Annotated in this window: 21 protein-coding genes; 9 read left to right on the plus strand and 12 right to left on the minus strand. The window is 71.0% G+C overall.

From position 1 onward, the window contains the following. The first annotated feature begins 11 nt into the window (after positions 1–11). Positions 12–428 (plus strand): arsenate reductase ArsC, encoded by a 417-nt coding sequence (locus tag PCC79_RS15800; RefSeq protein WP_342372398.1) that lies wholly within the window; start codon positions 12–14, stop codon positions 426–428. On the opposite strand, the gene PCC79_RS15805 is transcribed toward PCC79_RS15800, so the two are convergent. Genes PCC79_RS15805 through PCC79_RS15815 form a run of 3 tightly spaced genes read right to left on the minus strand, consistent with a single transcriptional unit; the run spans position 409 to position 4,017 of the window. After that, the gene (locus PCC79_RS15805) at positions 409–1,644 is read right to left on the minus strand and encodes an MFS transporter (protein ID WP_342372399.1); all 1,236 of its coding nucleotides are present in this window, start codon (positions 1,642–1,644) and stop codon (positions 409–411) included. The two genes, PCC79_RS15800 and PCC79_RS15805, sit on opposite strands and share 20 nt — an antisense overlap. Next, the gene (locus tag PCC79_RS15810; protein WP_342372400.1) at positions 1,637–2,701 is read right to left on the minus strand and encodes an NAD(P)/FAD-dependent oxidoreductase; all 1,065 of its coding nucleotides are present in this window, start codon (positions 2,699–2,701) and stop codon (positions 1,637–1,639) included. The genes PCC79_RS15805 and PCC79_RS15810 overlap by 8 nt, the downstream gene beginning before the upstream one ends. Then, the gene (locus PCC79_RS15815) at positions 2,698–4,017 is read right to left on the minus strand and encodes an NAD(P)-binding domain-containing protein (protein ID WP_342372401.1); all 1,320 of its coding nucleotides are present in this window, start codon (positions 4,015–4,017) and stop codon (positions 2,698–2,700) included. The genes PCC79_RS15810 and PCC79_RS15815 overlap by 4 nt, the downstream gene beginning before the upstream one ends. Before the next feature lie 92 nt (positions 4,018–4,109). On the opposite strand from PCC79_RS15815, the gene PCC79_RS15820 reads away from it, so the two are divergent. Continuing rightward, positions 4,110–4,463, plus strand: coding sequence for a metalloregulator ArsR/SmtB family transcription factor (locus PCC79_RS15820; protein WP_342372402.1), 354 nt, complete (start codon positions 4,110–4,112; stop codon positions 4,461–4,463). Between the two features lie 12 nt (positions 4,464–4,475). Here the strand turns inward: PCC79_RS15820 and PCC79_RS15825 are convergent, their stop codons facing one another. Together PCC79_RS15825 and PCC79_RS15830 are read right to left on the minus strand one after the other, a co-directional pair. Beyond that, positions 4,476–5,111: a DsbA family protein gene (locus tag PCC79_RS15825; RefSeq protein WP_342372403.1), complete on the minus strand. Its 636-nt coding sequence runs from the start codon at positions 5,109–5,111 to the stop codon at positions 4,476–4,478. Positions 5,112–5,219: 108 nt separating this feature from the next. Beyond that, complete coding sequence (locus PCC79_RS15830) at positions 5,220–5,606, minus strand: DF family (seleno)protein (RefSeq protein WP_342372404.1); 387 nt, start codon at positions 5,604–5,606, stop codon at positions 5,220–5,222. Positions 5,607–5,627: 21 nt separating this feature from the next. Between PCC79_RS15830 and cmtR the strand changes: the two genes are divergently transcribed. Further along, positions 5,628–6,002 carry a Cd(II)/Pb(II)-sensing metalloregulatory transcriptional regulator CmtR gene (gene cmtR / locus PCC79_RS15835; protein WP_342372405.1) on the plus strand — a complete coding sequence of 125 codons (375 nt, stop codon included), beginning with the start codon at positions 5,628–5,630 and terminating at the stop codon, positions 6,000–6,002. Then, positions 5,999–7,960, plus strand: coding sequence for a cation-translocating P-type ATPase (locus PCC79_RS15840; protein ID WP_342372406.1), 1,962 nt, complete (start codon positions 5,999–6,001; stop codon positions 7,958–7,960). The genes cmtR and PCC79_RS15840 overlap by 4 nt, the downstream gene beginning before the upstream one ends. 139 nt (positions 7,961–8,099) lie before the next feature. On the opposite strand, the gene PCC79_RS15845 is transcribed toward PCC79_RS15840, so the two are convergent. Both PCC79_RS15845 and PCC79_RS15850 read right to left on the minus strand, forming a co-directional pair. Next, positions 8,100–9,506: an ATP-binding protein gene (locus tag PCC79_RS15845; RefSeq protein WP_342372407.1), complete on the minus strand. Its 1,407-nt coding sequence runs from the start codon at positions 9,504–9,506 to the stop codon at positions 8,100–8,102. Between the two features lie 114 nt (positions 9,507–9,620). After that, positions 9,621–10,091: a hypothetical protein gene (locus PCC79_RS15850; RefSeq protein ID WP_232547110.1), complete on the minus strand. Its 471-nt coding sequence runs from the start codon at positions 10,089–10,091 to the stop codon at positions 9,621–9,623. Between the two features lie 387 nt (positions 10,092–10,478). Here PCC79_RS15850 and PCC79_RS15855 point away from each other — a divergent pair, with 387 nt between their 5' ends. After that, on the plus strand, positions 10,479–11,711 hold the full coding sequence (locus tag PCC79_RS15855) for a sensor histidine kinase (protein WP_342372408.1): 1,233 nt from the start codon (positions 10,479–10,481) through the stop codon (positions 11,709–11,711). A gap of 3 nt (positions 11,712–11,714) precedes the next feature. Then, a complete protein-coding gene (locus tag PCC79_RS15860) occupies positions 11,715–12,374 on the plus strand; it encodes a response regulator (protein ID WP_232547108.1) in 660 nt (219 codons plus the stop codon). Between the two features lie 17 nt (positions 12,375–12,391). On the opposite strand, the gene PCC79_RS15865 is transcribed toward PCC79_RS15860, so the two are convergent. Both PCC79_RS15865 and PCC79_RS15870 read right to left on the minus strand, forming a co-directional pair. Further along, positions 12,392–13,069, minus strand: a complete 678-nt coding sequence (locus tag PCC79_RS15865) for an RNA polymerase sigma factor (protein ID WP_232547107.1) — start codon at positions 13,067–13,069, stop codon at positions 12,392–12,394. A gap of 250 nt (positions 13,070–13,319) precedes the next feature. After that, complete coding sequence (locus PCC79_RS15870; protein WP_232547106.1) at positions 13,320–13,724, minus strand: hypothetical protein; 405 nt, start codon at positions 13,722–13,724, stop codon at positions 13,320–13,322. A 431-nt stretch (positions 13,725–14,155) separates the two neighbouring features. Between PCC79_RS15870 and PCC79_RS15875 the strand changes: the two genes are divergently transcribed. After that, complete coding sequence (locus tag PCC79_RS15875) at positions 14,156–14,908, plus strand: Sir2 family NAD-dependent protein deacetylase (RefSeq protein ID WP_342372409.1); 753 nt, start codon at positions 14,156–14,158, stop codon at positions 14,906–14,908. 6 nt (positions 14,909–14,914) lie between these two features. Here PCC79_RS15875 and nagA read toward each other — a convergent pair whose 3' ends face one another. The 3 genes from nagA to PCC79_RS15890 are packed head-to-tail and all read right to left on the minus strand — an operon-like array spanning position 14,915 to position 17,561. After that, positions 14,915–16,072 carry an N-acetylglucosamine-6-phosphate deacetylase gene (nagA, locus tag PCC79_RS15880; RefSeq protein ID WP_342372410.1) on the minus strand — a complete coding sequence of 386 codons (1,158 nt, stop codon included), beginning with the start codon at positions 16,070–16,072 and terminating at the stop codon, positions 14,915–14,917. After that, on the minus strand, positions 16,029–16,826 hold the full coding sequence (nagB, locus tag PCC79_RS15885; RefSeq protein ID WP_342372411.1) for a glucosamine-6-phosphate deaminase: 798 nt from the start codon (positions 16,824–16,826) through the stop codon (positions 16,029–16,031). Before nagB ends, nagA begins: the two co-directional genes overlap by 44 nt. A 15-nt stretch (positions 16,827–16,841) precedes the next feature. After that, positions 16,842–17,561: a FadR/GntR family transcriptional regulator gene (locus tag PCC79_RS15890; RefSeq protein ID WP_342372412.1), complete on the minus strand. Its 720-nt coding sequence runs from the start codon at positions 17,559–17,561 to the stop codon at positions 16,842–16,844. Between the two features lie 78 nt (positions 17,562–17,639). Between PCC79_RS15890 and PCC79_RS15895 the strand changes: the two genes are divergently transcribed. Both PCC79_RS15895 and PCC79_RS15900 read left to right on the plus strand, forming a co-directional pair. Further along, positions 17,640–19,283 carry an ABC transporter substrate-binding protein gene (locus PCC79_RS15895; RefSeq protein WP_342372413.1) on the plus strand — a complete coding sequence of 548 codons (1,644 nt, stop codon included), beginning with the start codon at positions 17,640–17,642 and terminating at the stop codon, positions 19,281–19,283. A 102-nt stretch (positions 19,284–19,385) separates the two neighbouring features. Then, positions 19,386–20,351 (plus strand): ABC transporter permease, encoded by a 966-nt coding sequence (locus tag PCC79_RS15900; RefSeq protein ID WP_342372414.1) that lies wholly within the window; start codon positions 19,386–19,388, stop codon positions 20,349–20,351.

Below are 20,351 nucleotides of genomic sequence, written 5' to 3' on the forward strand. Positions count from 1 at the left end.
AAGACACGTTCATGACCGTTCACAAGCCCTCCGTGCTGTTCGTCTGCGTCCACAACGCCGGCCGCTCCCAGATGGCCGCCGGCTACCTCCGCCACCTCGCCGCCGGCCGGGTCGAGGTGCGCTCGGCAGGTTCCATGCCCGCCGAGCAGATCAACCCGGTCGCCGTCGAGGCCATGCGCGAGGACGGCATCGACATCACCGCCGAGCAGCCCAAGATCCTCACGACCGAGGCCGTGCAGGACTCCGACGTCGTGATCACGATGGGCTGCGGGGACGCGTGCCCGTTCTTCCCCGGCAAGCGGTACGAGGACTGGAAGCTCGACGACCCCGCCGGGCAAGGCATCGACGCGGTGCGCCCGATCCGCGACGACATCAAGACCCGCATCCAAGCGCTGATCGACAGCCTGCTCACCCCCGCAACGCCGTAACCGGGACGGGTCGGCCGGTGCGGGTGCTGATGATGAGGAGCACGGTGCCCGCCCCCGCCAGCCCGGCGAAGATCAGGAACGCGGCCTGGTAGCTTCCGGCCGCCTCGGCGAAGACGGCACCGGCCCAGGGGGCTGCGGCTGCGGCCAGCAGGACTGGTAGGCCGAGCAGACCCGAGAGGTGCCCGTAGGCGCGCGGCCCCCACCGGTCGGTGATCGCCGTCGCCTGCAAGAGCGTCGCGATGCCACGCCCCACCCCGGCGAACATCGACACGCCGATCAACAACGCCACCGGCCCTTGTACGACGGCCAGAACAGCGGTGCTGATCGTGACGAGTCCGAACACGACCGTCGTACGCAGCACCAACGAGGCGCGGTGCGCGAGGGCGGTGTAGACGAGACGGCCGGCGACCTGACCGAGGCCACCGAGGCCGAGCACCCATGCCGCGGTCTGGGTGGCGACGCCGCGTTCGAGCATCAGCGGCACCATCGCGAGCAGTCCCGCGTACATCGCCAGCGACACGATCGTCAGCCCGGACGTGAGCAGCCAGAACCGGCCACTCTGCACTACAGTCGCCGCATACGCCCGCGCAGCGACCGGCTCCGCGGCACTGGGGTGGTGCCGGGCGGGCCAGGGACGGCGCAGCACAACCCCGTGTGCCGGGATCGTGAGGACGGCGAGTACGACGGCCGCCCACAGATACGTCTCTCGCCACCCCAACGAGTTGCTGGCGGTCGCGGTCAGCGGGGCGAACACGGTACTCGCCAACCCGGCGATCAGCGTCAGCGTCGCCAGGGCTCCGAGGCGGCGCGTGGTGAACCAGCCGGTGATCGCGGCAAACGCCGGCGGGTAGAGCACCCCGGCCATCGCCGCCCCCGCCAGCACCCACCCGGCGACAAACGCGAGCAGGCTCGGCGCGTTCGCGACCACGACCAGAGGGATCACCCCGAGCACGGAGCCGACGGTCATGATCAGGCGTGGCCCGTGCCGGTCGATGATGCGCCCGACCGGCACCCCGGCCAGCGCGGAGACCACCAGCGCGGCCGAGAACGCCGCCGACACCGCGACCGAGGACCAGCCGGTGTCGGCGGTGATGGCCGGGGCGAGCACGGGGAACGTGTAGTAGAGCAGCCCCCAGGAGACGATCTCGGTCACGCACAACGCCGCCAGCACCACGCCCAGGCCCGGACGCACCCGGACGGCGGTTGTCTCAGCCACCGCGGGCCCGCCGCGTCTGGCTGGTGAGGGCGGTGATGAGGTGGGCGGCGTCGCGGTGCACGCCGCGCAGCGTGTTCGACGAGAACGACCGCTGAAACTCCAACCCCAGAAATCCCAGCCCCGGAAGCATGGTCGAGACACCGTTTCGATGCGGCGGTATCCCGGCGTCATCGATCGCACGCAGCGAGGCGAGGTAGGGCAGGTCCGGGCGGTACCCGGTTGCGAAGATCACCGCATCGACCCGTTCCCTCGCGCCATCCGCCCAGACGACCCCGTCCTCGGTGAACGCGGTGAACATGCGCCGTTGCGGGAGCGTCCCGGTCTCCAGTGCGGCGCGGTAGGTGCCGGCGTCGATGACCGGGGTGCCGGTGATGACCCGGTTCAGGATCGCCGGGGGCAGCAGGTCGGCGCGCGTGCGCGTCAGCCACCAGTGCAGATCCCGCCCCGCGATCACCTGGGGTGCGAACCGAACCCGATCCTGCACCACCACGGACACGTCCGCGGTCTCGGTGAGTTCGTAGGCGACCTGGATCGCGGAGTTGCCCGCCCCGACCACCAGCACTCGCTGCCCGGTGAAGGCCTCCGGTGACCGGTAGTCGGCGACATGCAGCACCCGCCCGCCGAACGCTTCGCGTCCTCGGATCTGCGGCACATACGGATTCCGGAAAGAACCTGTCGCCGCGATCACCACGTCCCCGACCACTCGACCGCCATCCGCGAGCACCGCCTCGAACCCGCCGTCGCGTGTGGTGAGGTCGGTGACGCGGGTGCGGGTGCGGATGTCGACATCGAGCCAGGTCGCATAACCGCGCAGGAAGTCGGCGACGTCATCGCGGTGCGGGTAGTCGTCGGGCAGTCCGGGGAACGGGTAGCCGGGGAAGCCGCTGAAGCGGTGCGGGGAGAACAGGCGCAGGCTCTCGTAGTACGCCGGCCACGACCCGACCGGTTCCGGTCCGGCCTCCACCACGACCGGCTCCCACCCGAGATCCCGGCCCACCCGGGCGGCGGCGAGCCCGGACTGGCCGCCGCCGACGATCAGGAGCCGCCCGTGGCTCATACCGCCGTCCTGGCGCCGAGCGGCACGAGCTGCGGACCCGTTCCGCAGCACCCGCCAGTGCTGTTCTCGGCCGGAGCATCGAAGAGACCGCTGCCGCCGCACGCTCCGGTGTCGGGTAGCTCGAGCTCGACCCGCCCGGCCGCCGCATGGTCACCCGAGAGTTCCGCGACGACGCTGCGGACCTGCTCGAACCCCGTCAGCGCCAGGAACGTCGGAGCCCGCCCATACGACTTCGCCCCGACGAGGTAGAAGCCCGGCTCGGGGTGGGCGAGATCGGCCGCGCCTGTCGCGCGCACGCTGCCGCAGGAGTGGAGGTTCGGGTCCACCTCGACCGCGACCCGGGCCGGGGCCTGCAACCGCACATCCAAGTCCAGGCGCACCTCGGACAGGAATGACAGATCCGGTCGGAACCCGGTCAGCACGATCACCCGGTCGGCCACCGCGAGTTCACGTCCGTCCTCCGCGACGAGCACTGCTCCGCCGTCTCGACGGATGATCCGTTCGGTGCGGAACCCGGTGACCAGATCCACGAGCCCGCCCGTCACGGCCCGGTGGGCGCGCTGGCCCAGTGCGCCGCGCTCGGGCAGCTCGTCCGCGGCACCGCCGCCGAAAGCGTTGCCGACCTGACCGCGCCGCAGCACCCAAGACACCCGCGTCGTCGGTTCCCGCTTCACGACCCGGGCCAGCAGACCGATCGCGGTCGCCGCCGAGTGCCCGTTCCCGAGCACGACCACATGCTTCCCGGCCAGCGCCGCCGCATCAGCACTACTCGGGATGCCGTAGTCCAGCACGCCGGCCACGGCGGCCGCCCGCTCGCCGAGGGCGGCGAGCCCATCCGCGCCCGCCGGCGCAGGCATCCCCCAAGTCCCGGAAGCGTCGATCACCGCCCGCGCCTCGACCCGCTCCTCACGCCCATCCGCGTGCCGCACATGAACGACGAACGGCTGCTCAGCACGGCCCGCATCAACCGAGAGATCCCGACCCTTCCGCCCGACCCCGACCACACGCGCCCCGTACCGGACCCGGTGACCCAGAGCGTCGGCGAGCGGCGCGAGATACCCTTCGACCCACTGCGCCCCCGTCGGATACCCCGACTCCGGCTCCCTCCACCCGCTCGTCTCCAGCAGGCGACGGCTCGCCGCATCGACCAGTTCCGGCCACGGGGAGAACAGACGCACATGCCCCCACTCGGACACCGCCGCCCCCGCACGGTCACCGGACTCCAGGATCAGCGGTTCCAGATCGCGTTCGAGCAGATGCGCCCCCGCGGCCAGCCCCTGCGGGCCGGCCCCGATCACCACGACAGGCAGCTCCATCACCACATCCTCCTCATATCGATAGACTTCAATACGTCAGAGCCTGGCATGACGCATCGACAAATGTCAATACGACGGGCAGAATGGGAGCCATGACCACCAGCACCGCGCCCGAGATCCTCGCCGACGCACTCGCCGGCTGCTGCAATACTGCCGGGCAGCCGCTCACCGACGAGCAGGCCGGCCAGCTCGCCCGCGTCTTCAAAGCGCTCGGCGACCCCAACCGCGTCAAGCTCTACTCTCTGATCGCCGCCTCCGCGTCCGGGGAGATGTGCGTCTGCGACCTGACCGAACCCGTCGGCCTCTCCCAGCCCACCGTCTCCCACCACATGAAGCTCCTCGTCGACGCCGGCCTCGTCATCCGCGAACAACGGGGACGCTGGGCCTACTACCAACCCGCCCCCGAACCGTTGACCGCCGCCGCCCGAGCCCTCACCCGAACGTGAACGGCTCTGGCCTCACTGACTGAGGGCTGCGTCCAACGCGTTGGGCAGGTCCTCGGGTGCGGTGAGTTCGAGCTGTTCCCCGTCGAGGAAGAACGTGGGCGTGCCCGACACGTCCAGGGCCAGCCCCGCGTTGAAGTCTTCCTCGACGCGTTCCTGCGTGGCCGGGTTCGCGACGGCCTGGTCGTAGGCGGCGAGGTCGAGGCCGAGGGTGTCGGCGTATCCGCGGAACCGTTCCGCCTCGGAGGTCTGTCCTTCGCCCCATTCGGCCTGCGTTTCGAACATCATCCGGTACATGCCCTCGAACTCGCCCTGCTGCGCGGCGGCCTCGACCGCGAGAGCGGCGTTCATCGAGTTGAAGTGGCCCTGGAGGGGGAAGTAGCGCACGACGTAGTTGATCTGCCCGTCGTACTGCTCGCGGATGTCTTCCATGTAGGGGTAGAACGCCCCGCACGCCTCGCACTCGAAGTCCAAGAACTCCACCAGCGTCGGCGCATCCTCTCCCGCTTCTTCCGGGTAGTGCGCGTTCTCCGACAGGGTGCGCGCCGCGCCCACACCTTCGGGCAACGCGACCGGCTCCGGTCGGTTCACGATCACGACGATGATCGCGACCGCGACGAGTGCGACGATCACCGTGACGGAGATCAGCATCGCTTTCATCGATGTGTTCAGTCGGCTCCACCAGGACGCAGGCGGGGACGGGGGCAGGGTCATGTGAAAGGCTCCTGGACGGTTGCGGCTAAGGGCGAGGACGGACGATTACTGCTGTTGGTCTGCGCGGGCGAGGATCGCGTCGACGATCTGCGCTCGACTGGGGTATCCCTTCGTGCCGGTCCCGGTGCGATAGATGCGGCAGGCGAGGGTGCTGGTCGGCGCGGTTCCGGGGATCACATCCACGCCGTCGATGAGCACCGTCGGCGACCCGGCGAACGCCGTCGCCGCTGCGTCCGCTGGTGACGTCACGCGACGCTCGACCACCGCCGTCGCCGACAATCCGAGCGACGCCAGTGCCGCTTCTGCTTCCTCGACGGCGATTCGGGAGTTCGGGCACTCATCGATGCTCAGCACTTCAACTCGCACACGCAAACCTTCTTCCTGCTCCACTCGACACTCACCATGATAGGTCACCCCTTGCTGAATGGTCACCGGCGGATGTATGGTCAGTGCATGCTGACTCTTGCTTCTCGGGTGGATGTGATGAACCGTCTCGGACGGGCGATGGCCGACCCCACCCGCTCGCGTATTCTGCTGGCGCTGCTGGGCGGGCCGGGGTATCCGGCGAAGCTCGCCCGGGAACTCGAGCTGACGCGCACGAACGTGTCGAACCATCTGGCGTGTCTGCGCGGGTGCGGGATCGTGGTCGCCGAGCCCGAGGGGCGGCAGACGCGGTACGAGATCGCGGACCCGCATCTCGCCGCCGCATTGACGGCGCTGGTGGATGTGACGCTCGCGGTGGACGAGCACGTGCCGTGCATCGACCCGGCCTGCTCGGTGCCCGGCTGTTGCGACACGCCCGCTGGCACCGGGGAGGATGTGTCGTGAGCGAGGACTGCTGCGCCCACGACGCCTCGGCCGCCGCCGGGAGCGAGGTGACGGAGGAGGCTGCGCGTGCGTGGTGGCGGGATCGGGGCATCCTGATCCCGATCTTCTCCGGTATCGCGTTCCTCACCGGCCTGGCCCTGGACTGGTCCGGGCAGGACACGCCCGCACTGGTGGTGTTCTGGGCGGGCCTGCTGCTGGGCGGCTCCACCTTTGTTCCGGGGGCGATCCGCGGCCTGGTGATGCGCCGCAAGGTCGGGATCGCGCTGCTGATGACGATCAGCGCGATCGGCGCGGTGATCCTCGGCTACGTCGAAGAAGCCGCCGCTCTCGCGTTCCTGTACTCCATCGCCGAAGCCCTCGAAGACAAGGCGATGGACCGGGCCCGCTCCGGACTGCGCGCCCTGCTGAAACTCGTCCCCGACACCGCGACCATCCGGCACAACGGCGCCACCGCGGAGATCCCGGCATCAGAGCTCACCGCGGGGATGGTCCTCGTCGTCAAACCGGGCGAGCGGGTCGCGACTGATGGCATCATCGAGGCGGGGCGGTCGAGTCTGGACACCTCGGCGATCACCGGGGAATCGATCCCCGTGGAGGTCGCCCCGGGCGACGCGGTCGCCGCTGGGGCGATCAACACCGCCGGCGTCCTGGACGTGCGCACCACGGCGAGCGGGAAGGACAACTCGCTGACCACGATCGTGGAACTCGTCGAGCAAGCCCAAGCGGAGAAGGGCGAACGCGCGCGGCTCGCCGATCGCATCGCGAAGCCCCTAGTGCCCGGTGTCATCATCCTCGCCGTCCTCGTCGGCGTCCTTGGTTCTCTCCTCGGAGACCCGGAAACCTGGATCACGCGCGCCCTGGTCGTTCTGGTCGCGGCGAGCCCGTGCGCGCTGGCGATCGCGGTGCCCGTCACGGTGGTGTCCGCGATCGGTGCGGCGAGCCGGTTCGGCGTCATCATCAAAAGCGGTGCGGCGTTCGAACGCCTCGGCACGATCCGCCACCTCGTCGTCGACAAGACCGGCACCCTCACCCGCAACCAGCCCACCGTCACCGCCATCGCCACCACCGAAGGGGTAAGCGAAGCGGAGGTGCTGGGCTGGGCGGCGGCGATCGAGCAACACTCCACGCACCCGCTCGCGACCGCGATCACCGCCGCCGCACCCGAGATCCCTGCTGCGACCGACGTGACGGAGGAGCCCGGAAACGGGATCTCCGGCACCATCGACGGCCACCGAGTCATGGTCGGTAGCCCCCGGTGGATCAGCCCCGGCCCGCTCACCACTCAGGTGGAGGCGATGGAGGCGGCCGGGCAGACCTGCGTCCTCGTCACCCGCGACGACATGCTCATCGGCGCGATCGGGGTGCGCGACGAGCTCCGCCCCGAGGTCCCCGACGTCGTCCAGACATTGACCGGGCAAGGCATGGCGGTATCGATGCTCACCGGCGACAACACCCGCACCGCCCGCGCCCTCGCCAACCAGGCCGGGATCAGCGACGTGCACGCCGAACTCCGCCCCGAGGACAAAGCCCGCCTCGTCGCAGCCTTCGCGACGGAACAGCCGACCGCGATGATCGGCGACGGCATCAACGACGCCCCCGCCCTGGCAGGTGCGACGGTCGGGATCGCGATGGGCGCCACCGGCTCCGACGCCGCGATCGAGTCCGCCGATGTCGCGTTCACCGGCCACGACCTGCGCCTCATCCCGCAAGCCCTGCACCACGCCACACGCGGCCGGGCGATCATCAACCAGAACATCGTCCTGTCCCTCTTGATCATCATCGTTCTGCTCCCACTCGCGATCACCGGCACCCTGGGTCTTGCCGCCGTGGTCCTCGTCCACGAAGTCGCCGAAGTCATCGTGATCGGCAACGGCCTCCGCGCCGCCCGCACACGACGCACCAGGCTCCCCACAACAGCAACTACCCGCCCACCGATCTCCGAGACCGCCACCCGATAGTCCCGCACACCTGATCGCGACGGATTGGATGCTCACCGAGGCCTGACCGATCCGGCAGGACATGCTGGGGTCGCATCTTCCCCGGAGATGCGACCCGACCACATCGCTGAGCACGCCTCGACCCGCATCTTCCGACGATTCAGGCTTCAGGATTCTTGAACTTGCGGGGAATTCCTGCCGCGCGGCTGCTGGTGTCGAACAAGGCGAGCTCGGCAGGGTGCAGCTGATGCTGTGTGACGAAGCTCCTGGCTTTGATTCGCCACAGCCCTTGGCCGACGCCGAGGTTCGGCAAGAGCTGTTGCTCGGTGCCGGTCAGGCCGAGGGCGGTCGCGGTCGGGCCGAGCTGGTCGGATTCCTGGCGGTACACGATCCGGGTCTCGGCGTTCGCGAGTAGCGAGTTGGCCAGCGACCGCATCGCGGAGCCTTGGTCGCCCACGTTGTCGAGGTCGGTGAGCTTGTGGAAGATCAGCATGTTCGCGATCCCGTAGTGCCTGGCGAGTCGCCAGTGCGCGTCCATCCGCCGCAGCAACGCGGGGTGGGACATGAGCCGCCAGGCTTCGTCGTAGATCACCCACCGTTGCCCGCCGTTCGGGTCGAGCAGCGCGGACTCCATCCACGCCGACGAGCACGTCATCAACACCGAGATCAGCGTCGAGTTCTCCGTGACACGGGAAAGGTCGAGGGAGATCATCGGCAACGACGGATCGAACCGGACGGTGGACGGACCATCGAACAGTCCCGCCAGGTCACCGGCCACGAGACGGCGCAGCGCGTGACCGACCAGACGACCGTCCTCTGTGAGCCTGCCGTCGGCATCCGCACTGGGGGCAAGGATGCGGTCGACGACCATCGGCAGGATCGGCACATCGTTCTCCCTAACTGTCTGGGTCAGGGCGATGTCGATCGCGGTGTGCTCCAACGGCGAGAGCCCTCGTGCGAGCACGGTCTCGGCGAGCGCACCGATCAGGTCACGGCGCCGGGCCGCGACTGTGTTGGTCCACTGCTCGTCCGAGAGGCCTGCTGGTCGGTGGCCTTCGTCGAGCGGGTTCAGGCGGGTGTTGAGTCCGTGGCCAAGGACGATCGCGCGTCCGCCGAAGGCGTTGGCGACCGCGGTGTGCTCGCCCTTCGGATCGCCGGGAACGTATACGCGCCGTCCGAACGGCAACGACCGCGTGTAGAGCGACTTCGCGAGGCTCGACTTCCCAGAGCCGACGATCCCGGCCAGCACCACGTTCGGTGCGGTAATAATCCCGCGCGCGTATAACACCCACGGGTCGTAGACGAAGCTCCCACCCGAGTACAGGTCCTGACCCACGAACACCCCATCGGCACCGAGACCACCCTCGGCGACGAACGGATACGCCCCCGCCAACGTCGCCGACGTGTCCTGATGCCGCGTCAGATGGAACCTGCCCGGCGTCCGCAACCGCGCGGCACCCGCTTCGCCCGCCTTCGGCAGGTAGATCGTGGCACGCCGCTCGGCCCGCTCTTGCTCGGCCTTTGCCTTCGCGGCCGTGAGCGCGGCCTGGCGCTGCTCGGCATGCAAGCGGGCTTCTGCGCGGCGGCGGTCGCCGCGGTCGTCGTGGTGATCGCGACGCTCGTGGCGCGGATGCGGACGCGCAGGCCCCTGGTGGGCTGAGGTCGGTGGCGCCGGGGCGGGTCAGTGCGTCGCGGTGCCGGACGCCCCGCCCAGGGCCTCGGCGCGGGCGGCCTCAAGCCGGTCACGCAGGCCCTCGAGGTCGACCAGGTGCCCGAGGCGCCCGAACCCCTTGAGCACCCGCTGCTGCAGATGGTCCCCCCGCACCACGTCGAGCACCACGGCGGTGGTCTCGATGCCCCACTCGGGCACCTCGGCCACGCGGATGGCGGTGACGGCCTCCCACGGCGTGCGCCGTTGGAACAGGGTGCGGAACCCCCGCCGGTCGAGCAGCAGGATGGCGTCGCCGGTCAGATTGCAAAAGACGCCGAACAGCGTCACGATCGCCGCCGCCGCGACGATCCTCGCCAACACATCCTCGGCCTGGACGGCCGCCACGATGAAGACGACCGACGACAGGGCCCCGAAGAGGACGATCACCCCCAACCATGGGGAAATGAGGATGCTGCGGCCACGAGAGCGCGACAGCTCCATGACCCCTTCACCCCCTTCCGTGCCCGGCGCCCCGGTGAGGCGGGACGCGGGTCGCCGGCGCCCCAGGTGGTCACCGTAGCGAATACTTCACCATTCATGTCGGGGGAGGTGGTGGGAGCCTCACCGGGAGTCACCGTGCCGGTTTTCACGGGTGCCGTCTCCGGCACGGACGCCTGGTCGCTCACACCGTGTCGGTGACGTTCGCCCACACCGCGGCGTCCCGGCGGACGCGTCGCGCGCGGAGCGCCCACGCCGCGCAGACGGCGGCGGTCACCACGGCGAGCAGACCCAACTTCTTCACGGCCCCATCTTAGGAAGGAAGGGTCCCCCAGGCTGTCCCACGCGCGAGCGACTGCGGATTCGTCCCGCCTCGTACGCTGGGGCCCGATGAGTGCGAGCGAACTGGTGTTCCCGCCCGGCGCCACCCGACGTGACTGGATGGCCGACGGGATCCTCGCCGTGTCCCTGTCCCTGGTCGTGATCGCGGTGCCGTTCGTCTGGCTCGGCGGCACCCAAGAGCCCGACCCCCGCGTCGTGGGCGTGTCGCTCGCCATGTTGCTGCCCCTGACCCTGCGCCGGCATGCCCCTCTTCTCATGCTCGCGCTCGTCAGCGTCGCCGGGGCGCTGCACCTGGTGCTCCTCGATGTGCCGTCGCCGTCGCTGATCGCCGTCCCGATCGTCGCGTACAGCGTGGCGCGCTGGGTGCCCGGCCACGCGTCGCGCTCCGTGCTGGTCATCGGCACCTTTGCCTCCCTGTTGGGTCCCATGCGCTGGTTCGAGAACACGACGTCCGGCAACCCGAGTGTCGACGTGCTCTCCTGGGGCGCCTGTCTCGGCGCGGTGCTGACCCCCTATGCCATCGGACGCCGCGCGCGCGAGGTCGCCGAGTCTCGGGGCGCCGAGGTCCGCATCGCCGAGGAGCGGTATCGCCTGCTGCTCGCGGAGCGGGAACAGCAGGGCAGGCTGGCGGAGGCGTCCGCCCGTGCCGTGATCGCGCGCGAGTTGCACGACATCGTCGCGCACTCGCTGTCGGTCATGATCGTGCAGGCCGAGGGCGGGCGGGCCGCGGCCGCGCGGAACCCCGACGTGGCCGCCGAGGCGCTCGACACGATCGCCGAGACGGGCCGCGAGGCGCTCCACGAGATGCGCCGCATCGTCGGCGTCCTGCGGGCGGGCCCCGAGGCCGGGGAGCGGCCCACGTACGCACCGACGCCCACCCTCGAGGACATCCCCGAACTGGTGGCGCGGACGAGCGACCGGGCGCGCCTCGTCGTGCACGGCGAGCCCGGCAACGTGCCTCCGGCCCTGGCCCTCACCATCTACCGCGTGGTGCAGGAGGCCCTCACCAACTTCCTCAAGCACGCCGGGGCGTCCGCCCACGCGACGGTCTCGCTGTCGTACGGCCCGCAGCACATCACGATCGATGTGCAGGACGACGGCGAGGGCGTCGAGGATCCGACCGACGGTGGCGGCAACGGCCTGCGCGGCATGTACGAACGCGTGGCGTCCATGGGCGGGTCGTTGCGGGCCGGCCCCCGCACCTCCTCCCCCCGGTTCCGCGTGCTGGCCCCGCTGCCCGCGCCACCACCGAGCCCCCCTCCCACCCACCGAAGGAGCTGACCCGTGCCCCCCATTCGCGTCTTCCTGGCCGACGACCAGTCCCTGGTGCGCAGCGGCTTCCGCATGCTGATCGACTCCTCCGAGGACCTCAAGGTGGTCGGGGAGGCGTCCGACGGCGCCGAGGCGCTGCGGGCCCTCACCGCTCACCCCGCCGACGTCGTGCTCATGGACGTCCGCATGCCCGTGCTCGACGGCGTGGAGGCGACCCGGCGCATCACCGAGGCGGGCCTGCCCTCGCGCGTGCTGGTGCTCACTACCTTCGACCTCGACGAGTACGCGTTCGCCGCCCTCAAGGCCGGAGCTAGCGGCTTCCTCCTCAAGGACGCCCGCCCGGCCGACCTGCTGAACGCCATCCGCAACGTGGCCGCCGGCGACGCCGTCATGGCCCCCTCCACGACCCGCCGCCTGCTGGACCACGTCGTGCCCACCCTCGACACCAGTCCCCACGCGCAGGATCCCCGATTGGCCCTGCTCACCGACCGCGAACGGGAGGTGCTGGGGGAGGTCGCGGCCGGCGCCACCAACGCCGAGATCGCCGCGCGGCTCTTCATGGCCGAGGGCACCGTCAAGACCCACATCGGCCGTCTGCTGACCAAGCTGCAGGCCCGCGACCGGGTGGGCCTGGTTCTCTTCGCCTACGAGAACGGGCTCGCCGGGCGCTGACCCGCCGGCGGCCGCCCTCACCCCACGAGCTCGGCGACGAGGTCGCCGGCGTGGGCGCGTAGGGCGCGCACCCCCTTGCTGCACCGCCACCGCACCGCGTCGCTGCTGGTGCCGAGTTCGCGCGCGGCGTCCGCGCTGCTGTGTCCCTCGACGTACACGCAGGCCAGGGTGCGGCGCGTCTGGGCGTCGATGACACCGAGCCGCAGGCCTGCGTCCAGCACGGCGTCGCCCACCAACGGGTCGTGCTGCTCGGCCACGGGCGCCCACGCGTGGGTCGGGCGACACGCCCGGGCAGATTTCACCGTTTTCAGTGCATCCAGTGCGAGGTTGGCCGCCACCCGGGTGGGGCGGCGCTCCACCGGATAGGTGGCGATCCGCTCCCACAACGCGGCCAGGTAGTCGGCCAGGCCCGCCTCGGCGTCGCGAGCGGCCATCCGCACCGCCTTCGGTGTCATCGCCCGCAGGACGGCCTGCCCGGCCAAGGTGTCCCCGGTGCGGTGGAGCCGCAGCAGGGCGAGCAGCACGGCGTCCGGATCGGTGCGGACGACGTCCGCAACCTCACACACCCACGTGGCCGGCGTCAACACCGGGCACGCGAGCAGCCACGCCGTCGGGACGGTCCGCCCCGGGGGCGCGAGGCGCTCCCACTCCGCATCCCACGCCCGCGCCGTCGCCTGCCAGTGCTCTGCTGTCATGGCCGCAAGATTCGCGTCCGGGTGTTGGCAGGAGTGTTGCCCGAACCACCCCCGGTGTTGTCCGCCGGATCACCCTGGGGTGGGGGGATTCATCGTTGGCGTGGTGCAGGCGCCCCCACCGGGCCGAGCAGCGAGAGCAGGGGCGGCGATGATTGCTCTGAACCCGGGGCTGGCTTACCCTTTTACTGCCCGGGGGGCTGCTGGTTGGGGTGCCGCAGCCTCTCGGTGCCTCACGTCAGGGCTGTGACGCTCACCGGCCGGCGAGAACACGGTCGAGAAACTCCTGCAGGTCACCACTTTCGCCGTCGCGTCCACCGCGGGCCACCACCAGCTCCGGCGGCGACGGCTGCAGCTTCACGCCGGTGAAACGGCTCATCCACGAGGTCGGCACCTGGAGGACGAACCACTCTCCCCCGGTGCCGATGGCGAGGGTCTGCTTCTTGTTGACGTACCACCCGATTCGGTCGGTGCGCACGCGGCGGCCGTCCAACTGGGTCGCCTCCAGCGGAACCGGCGCGATGCCCCGCGCGGTCGCCTGCTCCACGAACCGATCGACGATCCGTTGCGCTGCCCGCGACTCCCCGGCGCGCGCGGACACCGCCAGCTCGGCCATGCGCTGCGCGTCGGCGCGCCGCTCCTGCGAGGGGTCGGTCATGGTGGGGAGCCTAGCCCGTCGGGGGGCACCGGGGCAGGCTCGGGCCGCACCATCACCGGGGGCTCACCATCACCGGGGCCCACGGCCACCGGGGTCCACAGGCCCCCGCGGCCAACCTCGCTCCCCGGACGCAGCGCTGCTCCCCCGGCGCCGGAGTGCTCTCCTTGCGGGCCCCTTCCGGGCCACTCCCCTCCCTGGCCGTAGCGCCGCTCTCGCTGCAACGTGAGCACGGCGATGGGCGGGGAGCGACGTGCCTCGAGCCCCCGCCGCAGGCAAGCGGCGTGCCTGGAGCCGCCCTACGCGAGCCGCCGCCCCCCAGCCCGCCCCGCGCGGCGCAGTCTGCCCGGCGAGGGCGTCCGACAGGCCAGAGACGGAGCGGACTGGGTACGGTGTTCCCCACCGGCGACGCCGCCGGACCGCCAGGGGGTGGCATGACCGATCAGCAGTTCGAGCAGGCCCGCGCACTCGTCGCGGGGGCGTCCGCCGTGCTCGCCCTCACTGGGGCGGGGCTGTCGACGGCCTCGGGCATCCCGGACTTTCGTGGCCCCCGCGGCCGCTGGACCCTCGACCCGGACGCCGAGCGCATCTCCACGCTGAGCTGGTACCGCCGCGACGTCGAGATCCGCCGCCGCGCCTGGCAGATCCGCGCCACGTCCCCGGCTCGCACGGCGCAGCCCAACCCGGGCCACCACGCCCTCGTCACCCTCGAGCGTCAGCACCGCCTGGCCGGCATCGTCACGCAGAACACCGACGGCCTCCACCTGGCGGCGGGTTCGTCGCCCGAGCTCGTCCACGAGATCCACGGCAACGCCCGCTCGTGGCGCTGCGAGGGGTGCGACGCCACCGGCCCGCTCGCCGAGATGCTCGCCCTGGTCGAGGCCGGTGATCCCGACCCCCGGTGCCCGCGGTGCGGGGGGATCACCCGGGCGACCGTGGTGCTGTTCGGCGAGATGCTCGACCCGGCGGTGCTGGACGCCGCGGTGGACCTCGCCGACACCTGTGACCTGGTGCTCGCCGTCGGCACCTCGCTGCAGGTGCACCCCGTGGCCGGGCTGGTGCCCCGCGCGGTCGGTCGCGGCGCCCGGCTCGTCATCGTCAACGCCGAGCCCACGCCGTACGACCCGTGGGCGGACGCCCTCGTCCGGGACCGCATCGAGCAGGCCCTTCCCGCCCTGGTGGCCTGAGCCGGGTCAGGCCACGTTGACCCCGCTCCTCCACACCCCGCGCACGCTCCAGTCCGACGCCAACGCCACGGCGTCCGCGCGGGCCCCGGGGACGAGCTCGCCCACGCCATCCAGGCTGAGGTAGCGCGCCGGGTGCAGCGTCGCGGCGCGCACGGCGTCGGTCCACGGCACTCCCCAGCCGATGACGTTGCGCACCGCATCAGCGAGCACCAGCGTGCTGCCCGCGATGGTGTCGGTGCCGGCGACCAGCGCCTTGCCGTCGCGCACGTCCACCGCGAGCGAGCCGGAGGTGAAGCGCCCGTCCGGCATGCCGGTGGCGGCGAGCGCATCCGTGATGAGCACGACGCGTCCGGGCGCCTGGTCGAACACCCAGCCCACCAGCTCGGGGTGGAGGTGGACGCCGTCGGCGATGACCTCCAGCCAGACGTCGGCGTCCCGCAGCAGCGCCAGGATCGGCCCGGGGCGACGGTGGTGCAGCCCCGGCATGGCGTTGAACAGGTGCGTGACCCCGGTCACCCCCGCCGCCAGGGCGTCCCGGGTCTGGTCGAACGTGGCCGCCGTGTGCCCGATGGCGGCGACCACCCCCCGGTCGGCGAGCCAGCGGACGGCGTCCATCGCCCCGGGCCGCTCGACCGCGATGGTCACCATCCTGACGATCCCCTCGCCCGCCTCGACGATGCGGGCCACCTCCGCAAGGTCCGGGTCGCACAGGAGGTCCACGGGGTGCGCCCCGTGGAACTCCTCGGCGAGCCAGGGGCCCTCGAGGTGGACACCGGCGATCGTCCCCGCCGTGACGTGGGGCACCAGCGCCGCGACGCGCTCGGCCAACGACGCCACCGGCATGGTGACGAACGAGGCCACGACGCTGGTGGTGCCGTGCCGCAGGTGATGCTCGGCGGCGGTCACGGGATCGTCCGCGAGCTCCGCGCCGGCTCCACCGTGGGTGTGGACGTCCACGAACCCGGGGACGAGCGTGACGTCGCCGAGATCGATCTCGGCCACCGCCACCCCCTCGGACGGCGCGGACGAGACACGGGCCACCCGGCCGGCGGCGACCTCCACCACGCCGGGGGCGATCACCTCATGGCCGGTGAACACCCGTGCCGCGAGGAGGCGCGTGTCACAGGCCGGTGCGGAACCGCTGCCAGTCGGGCTTGCGCTCATAGGTCTCACGGTAGTAGTCGGCCAGCCGCAGGCCGGACGCCGCGGCCTCGTCCACGATCACGGTGGCGCGGCGCTGCAGCTGCAGCACCGAACCGGGCACCATCGCCGTGACGGGGCCCTCCACCAGACCGGCGATGGCTTCCGCCTTGCCGTCACCCTGGGCGACCAGCACCACCTCGTGCGCGGCCATGATCGTGCCGAGCCCCTGGGTGAGGCAGTGGGTGGGCACCTCGTCGGCGGACGCGAAGAACCGTGCGTTGTCGAAGCGGGTGCGGGCGGTCAACGTCTTGATGCGGGTGCGGGACGCCAGCGAGCTGGTGGGCTCGTTGAACCCGACGTGGCCGTTCGAGCCGATGCCGAGGATCTGGACGTCGACCCCCCCGGCGGCCGCGATGGCGTCCTCGTACGCCGCCGCGGCGGCCTCGAGATCCTGCGCCCGGCCGTCGGGCACGTGCACGCGGGCCGGGTCGAGGCGCAGCGGCTCGGTGACCGTGCGGCGGATCACCTCGGCGTAGGACTCGGGGTGCCCCGGCGGCAGGCCGACGTACTCGTCGAGGGCGAACGCATGGGCGTCGGAGAGGTCCAATTCTCCGGACGCGACCCGCGCGGCCAACGCGTCGTAGAGGGCGACGGGCGAGGAACCGGTGGCGACGCCGATGACCGGCTCCGGGCCCCGGTCGCGCGCCACGCGTTCGACCTTGGCGGCGGCCAGCTGGGCAACCGCCTCGGCGTCCGGGCAGATGATGACTTCCATGACTGCTGCTCCTGTTCAGGCGTCCCGCGGCGCGGGCCCGGGCTGACCCAGCATCCGCAGGATGGGTGTGTAGTGGTCCACCACCGCGGCGCGGTAGGCGTCGATGTCGCCGGCGATCGCAGCGTCCAGCATGCGTTCGTGCGCCAGCGCCGTGTCGGTCAGGTCGCGCGCACCGGCGAGACCGAGCCGGGGGGCAACCGTCATGTGGATGTCCCAGAACGCGGCGACGATCTCGCCGTACAGGTCATTGCCCAGCCGCTCCGCGAGGGTGAGGTGGAACGTGCGGTCCTCGGTGGTGAAGGATTCACCGCGGCCCGCGGCGTCCACCATCGCCTGGACGCAGGCCCTCAGTTCGGTGTCGTCGCGGCCGGCCAACCGCTCCACGATGCGCGGGGCGAGCCCCAGGTCGAGCCCGGTGCGCACCTCGACGACCTGGGTGAGCATCGTCGCGTCGTCCCCGGGGGCGAGCACGCCCCGGAAGACCATGCCCTCCACGAGCGGCCGCATCGACATCTGCCCGACGAACGTGCCGGTGCCGTGCCGCACTTCGAGGATGTCGAGGGCGGTCAGCGTCCGGACGGCCTCGCGCAGCTTGGAGCGCGACACGCCCGTCGTCTCCACGAGCTCGGATTCCGTGGGCATCGGATCCCCCGGCTTGAGGCCGCGCGCGAGCATCAGCTCCTTGATCGCCGTGGTGGTGCGCCAGCGCCCCCCCGGCAGCGGATCGTGATCCATTCGTGATTGCTCCTTCGCCTGCGTCCCTCTATATTGGCACAAACGTCAGACATCGGACGTCCGACATTAGGAGCTTCCATGAGCAACGAACTCATCCCCGGCACCACGCGCCGGCGCTTCCTGGGGCTGGCCGGGGCCATGGGCGCCGCCGCGGCTCTCACCGGCACGCTCTCGGCCTGCGGCACCACGCCGGCCCAGCGCGAGACGGCCGGCACCGACGCCGGCACCACCCCGGGCGCAGGCACGGCCGCCGAGGACGGCACCATCACCGCCGGCATCAGCTACGAGCTGGGCACCAACGGTTACGACCCCCTGACCACCACCGCCGCCCTCACGCTCGCCGCGAACTGGCACACGATGGAGGGTCTCACCGAGATCCTCCCCACCGGCGACCGGGAGGTGTACGCGGCCCTGGCCGCCGAGCTGCCCACGCAGGTCGACGACACCACCTGGGAGGCGACGCTGCGCGACGGCGCGGTGTTTCACGACGGCACCCCCGTCACCCCCGACGACGTCGTCTTCAGCTTCAACCGGGTCATGGACGAGGCCAACAACTCGCTGTACCGGCAGTTCATCACGTTCATCGAGTCCGTCGAACCGGCCGGCGACAACGGGGTTCGCATCAACCTCGCCTACCCCTTCTCCTTGGTGCCCGATCGGCTGAGCGTCGTCAAGATCGTCCCCCGCGCGGCCGTCGAGGCCGACGCCGAGGCGTTCGACGCCAACCCCGTGGGCACCGGCCCGTGGCGCATGACCGACAACTCGGCCACGTCGCGCGAGATCGTCTTCGAGCGGTTCGACGACTACACCGGCACCCACCCGGCCCGCGCCGCCCGCATGGTGTGGAGCATCATGCCCGACAACGCGACGCGCATGAACGCGCTGGGGTCGGGCGCCGTCCAAGCCATGGACCTCGTCCCGGAGCTCTCGATCGCCACCCTGGAGCAGAACGCCACGGTGGCGTCCGAGCAGGGCTTCGGTCTGCTGTTCGCCATGTTCAACCAGGGCAAGGCGCCGTTCGACGACGTGCGCAACCGGCAGGCGTTCCTGTACGCGATCGACATGGAGAAGGTCGTCCAGACCGCCTACCAGGGCAACGCCACCCCGGCCACCTCGTTCCTCCAGGAGACGCACCCCTCGTACGAGCGCGCGTCCACGGTGTACGCGCTGGACGCCGATCGCGCCCGCGCGCTCCTCGCCGAGACCGGCCTGACCTCGATGCGCATGATGTGCACCAACCACGGCTGGGTCCAGCTCGCGACCCCCATCATCAAGGAGTCGTTGGAGGCCGTCGGCCTCACCGTCGAGTTCGACGAGCGGCAGAGTTCGGAGGCCTACAACGCCATCACCGGCCCCGAGAACGTGAACGCCTACGACGTGCTCGTCGCTCCCGGTGACCCGTCGGTGTTCGGCTCGGACGCCGATCTGCTGATGCGCTGGTGGTACGCCGGGGACACCTGGACCGAGGCCCGGATGCACTGGAAGGGCACCGAGTCCTACACGCAGGTGCAGACGCTGCTCGACGAGGGCGCCCGGCAGACCGGTGCCGAGCAGGAGGCGACGTGGAGCGATATCTTCAACCTCCTCAGCGAGGAGGTGCCGCTCTACCCGCTGTTCCACCGCAAGACGACGACGGGCTACGACGCCGACACCCTGGTCGACTTCCAGCCCATCGCCCTGACGGGTCTGTCGTTCATCGACGTCGGCACGACCCAGTCCTGACCCCCCGACGCGGGTGGCCGGCCCCTCCCTCCGGGTCGGCCACCCCTCCCCGACCGGCGGCCCCTGACCGGTCCCGTCCTCGTCACCCACCTGGAGTCACCTGTGACCACCCTGCTCCGACTCATCGGACGCCGCCTCGTCGCGTTCCCCGTCATGGTGCTGGGCGTGACGCTGCTGGTGTTCCTGGTGATGTCCTTCTCCCCGGCCGACCCGGCCCGTCTCGCCCTGGGCGAGTCGGCGTCCCAGGAGGCCATCGAGGCCTACCGGGAGACCCACGGCCTCAACGACCCCTTGCTCGTGCGCTACGCCTCTTTCCTCGGCGGTCTGCTGCGCGGCGACCTCGGGATGAGCGCCGGCAACGTGCCGGTGACGGAGTACGTCGCCACGGCGTTCCCCATCACCCTGCAGCTCACCCTGGTGGGTCTGGTGCTCGCCGTCGTCCTGGCGCTCGTGCTGGGCATCACCGCCGCGCTGTACCGCGACCGCTGGCCCGACCAGCTCATCCGCGTCCTGTCGATCGCGTCCCTGGCGACGCCGTCGTTCTGGCTGGCGATCCTGCTGATCCAGTGGCTCTCGACGGTGCCGGGCGGCGCGGGCCTCTACCCGGCCGTCATCGCCCGCTGGGTGCCGTTCACCCAGGATCCGGGCATCTGGGTGAACAACATCTCGCTGCCCGCCATCGCGCTCGCGGTGCCCGTGGCCGGCTCCCTGACGCGCGTGGTGCGCACCTCGATGGTGGAGGAGCTCGACCGCGACTACGTCCGCACCGCGATCGGCGCCGGCATCCCCCGGCCGGTCGTGATCGCCCGCAATGTGCTGCGCAACGCGCTGATCACCCCGATCACGGTGCTGGGCCTGCGCGTCGGCTACCTGATGGGTGGTGCCGTCATCATCGAGATCATCTTCAACATCCGGGCCATGGGCCAGCTCATCCTCGACGGCGTGACCCGCAACGACGTGTTCCTCGTGCAGGGAGTCACGCTCACCGTCGCGATCGCGTTCATCGTCATCAACATCATCGTGGACGTGCTCTACGTCCTCGTGAACCCCAGGATCAGGACGGTCTGA

Origin of the sequence: Propioniciclava soli (assembly GCF_038502305.1) — a bacterium.
In the GTDB taxonomy this organism is placed as follows: Bacteria; Actinomycetota; Actinomycetes; order Propionibacteriales; family Propionibacteriaceae; genus Propioniciclava; species Propioniciclava soli.

Bases quoted from the DNA above. Each gene is read 5' to 3' on its own strand.
- PCC79_RS15800 (WP_342372398.1), top strand. From the start codon at position 12: ATGACCGTTCACAAGCCCTCCGTGCTGTTCGTCTGCGTCCACAACGCC.
- PCC79_RS15810 (WP_342372400.1), bottom strand. From the start codon at position 2,701: ATGAGCCACGGGCGGCTCCTGATCGTCGGCGGCGGCCAGTCCGGGCTC.
- PCC79_RS15815 (WP_342372401.1), bottom strand. From the start codon at position 4,017: ATGGAGCTGCCTGTCGTGGTGATCGGGGCCGGCCCGCAGGGGCTGGCC.
- PCC79_RS15820 (WP_342372402.1), top strand. From the start codon at position 4,110: ATGACCACCAGCACCGCGCCCGAGATCCTCGCCGACGCACTCGCCGGC.
- PCC79_RS15825 (WP_342372403.1), bottom strand. From the start codon at position 5,111: ATGCTGATCTCCGTCACGGTGATCGTCGCACTCGTCGCGGTCGCGATC.
- cmtR (WP_342372405.1), top strand. From the start codon at position 5,628: ATGCTGACTCTTGCTTCTCGGGTGGATGTGATGAACCGTCTCGGACGG.
- PCC79_RS15850 (WP_232547110.1), bottom strand. From the start codon at position 10,091: ATGGAGCTGTCGCGCTCTCGTGGCCGCAGCATCCTCATTTCCCCATGG.
- PCC79_RS15855 (WP_342372408.1), top strand. From the start codon at position 10,479: ATGAGTGCGAGCGAACTGGTGTTCCCGCCCGGCGCCACCCGACGTGAC.
- PCC79_RS15865 (WP_232547107.1), bottom strand. From the start codon at position 13,069: ATGACAGCAGAGCACTGGCAGGCGACGGCGCGGGCGTGGGATGCGGAG.
- PCC79_RS15870 (WP_232547106.1), bottom strand. From the start codon at position 13,724: ATGACCGACCCCTCGCAGGAGCGGCGCGCCGACGCGCAGCGCATGGCC.
- PCC79_RS15875 (WP_342372409.1), top strand. From the start codon at position 14,156: ATGACCGATCAGCAGTTCGAGCAGGCCCGCGCACTCGTCGCGGGGGCG.
- nagA (WP_342372410.1), bottom strand. From the start codon at position 16,072: ATGAGCGCAAGCCCGACTGGCAGCGGTTCCGCACCGGCCTGTGACACG.
- nagB (WP_342372411.1), bottom strand. From the start codon at position 16,826: ATGGAAGTCATCATCTGCCCGGACGCCGAGGCGGTTGCCCAGCTGGCC.
- PCC79_RS15890 (WP_342372412.1), bottom strand. From the start codon at position 17,561: ATGGATCACGATCCGCTGCCGGGGGGGCGCTGGCGCACCACCACGGCG.
- PCC79_RS15895 (WP_342372413.1), top strand. From the start codon at position 17,640: ATGAGCAACGAACTCATCCCCGGCACCACGCGCCGGCGCTTCCTGGGG.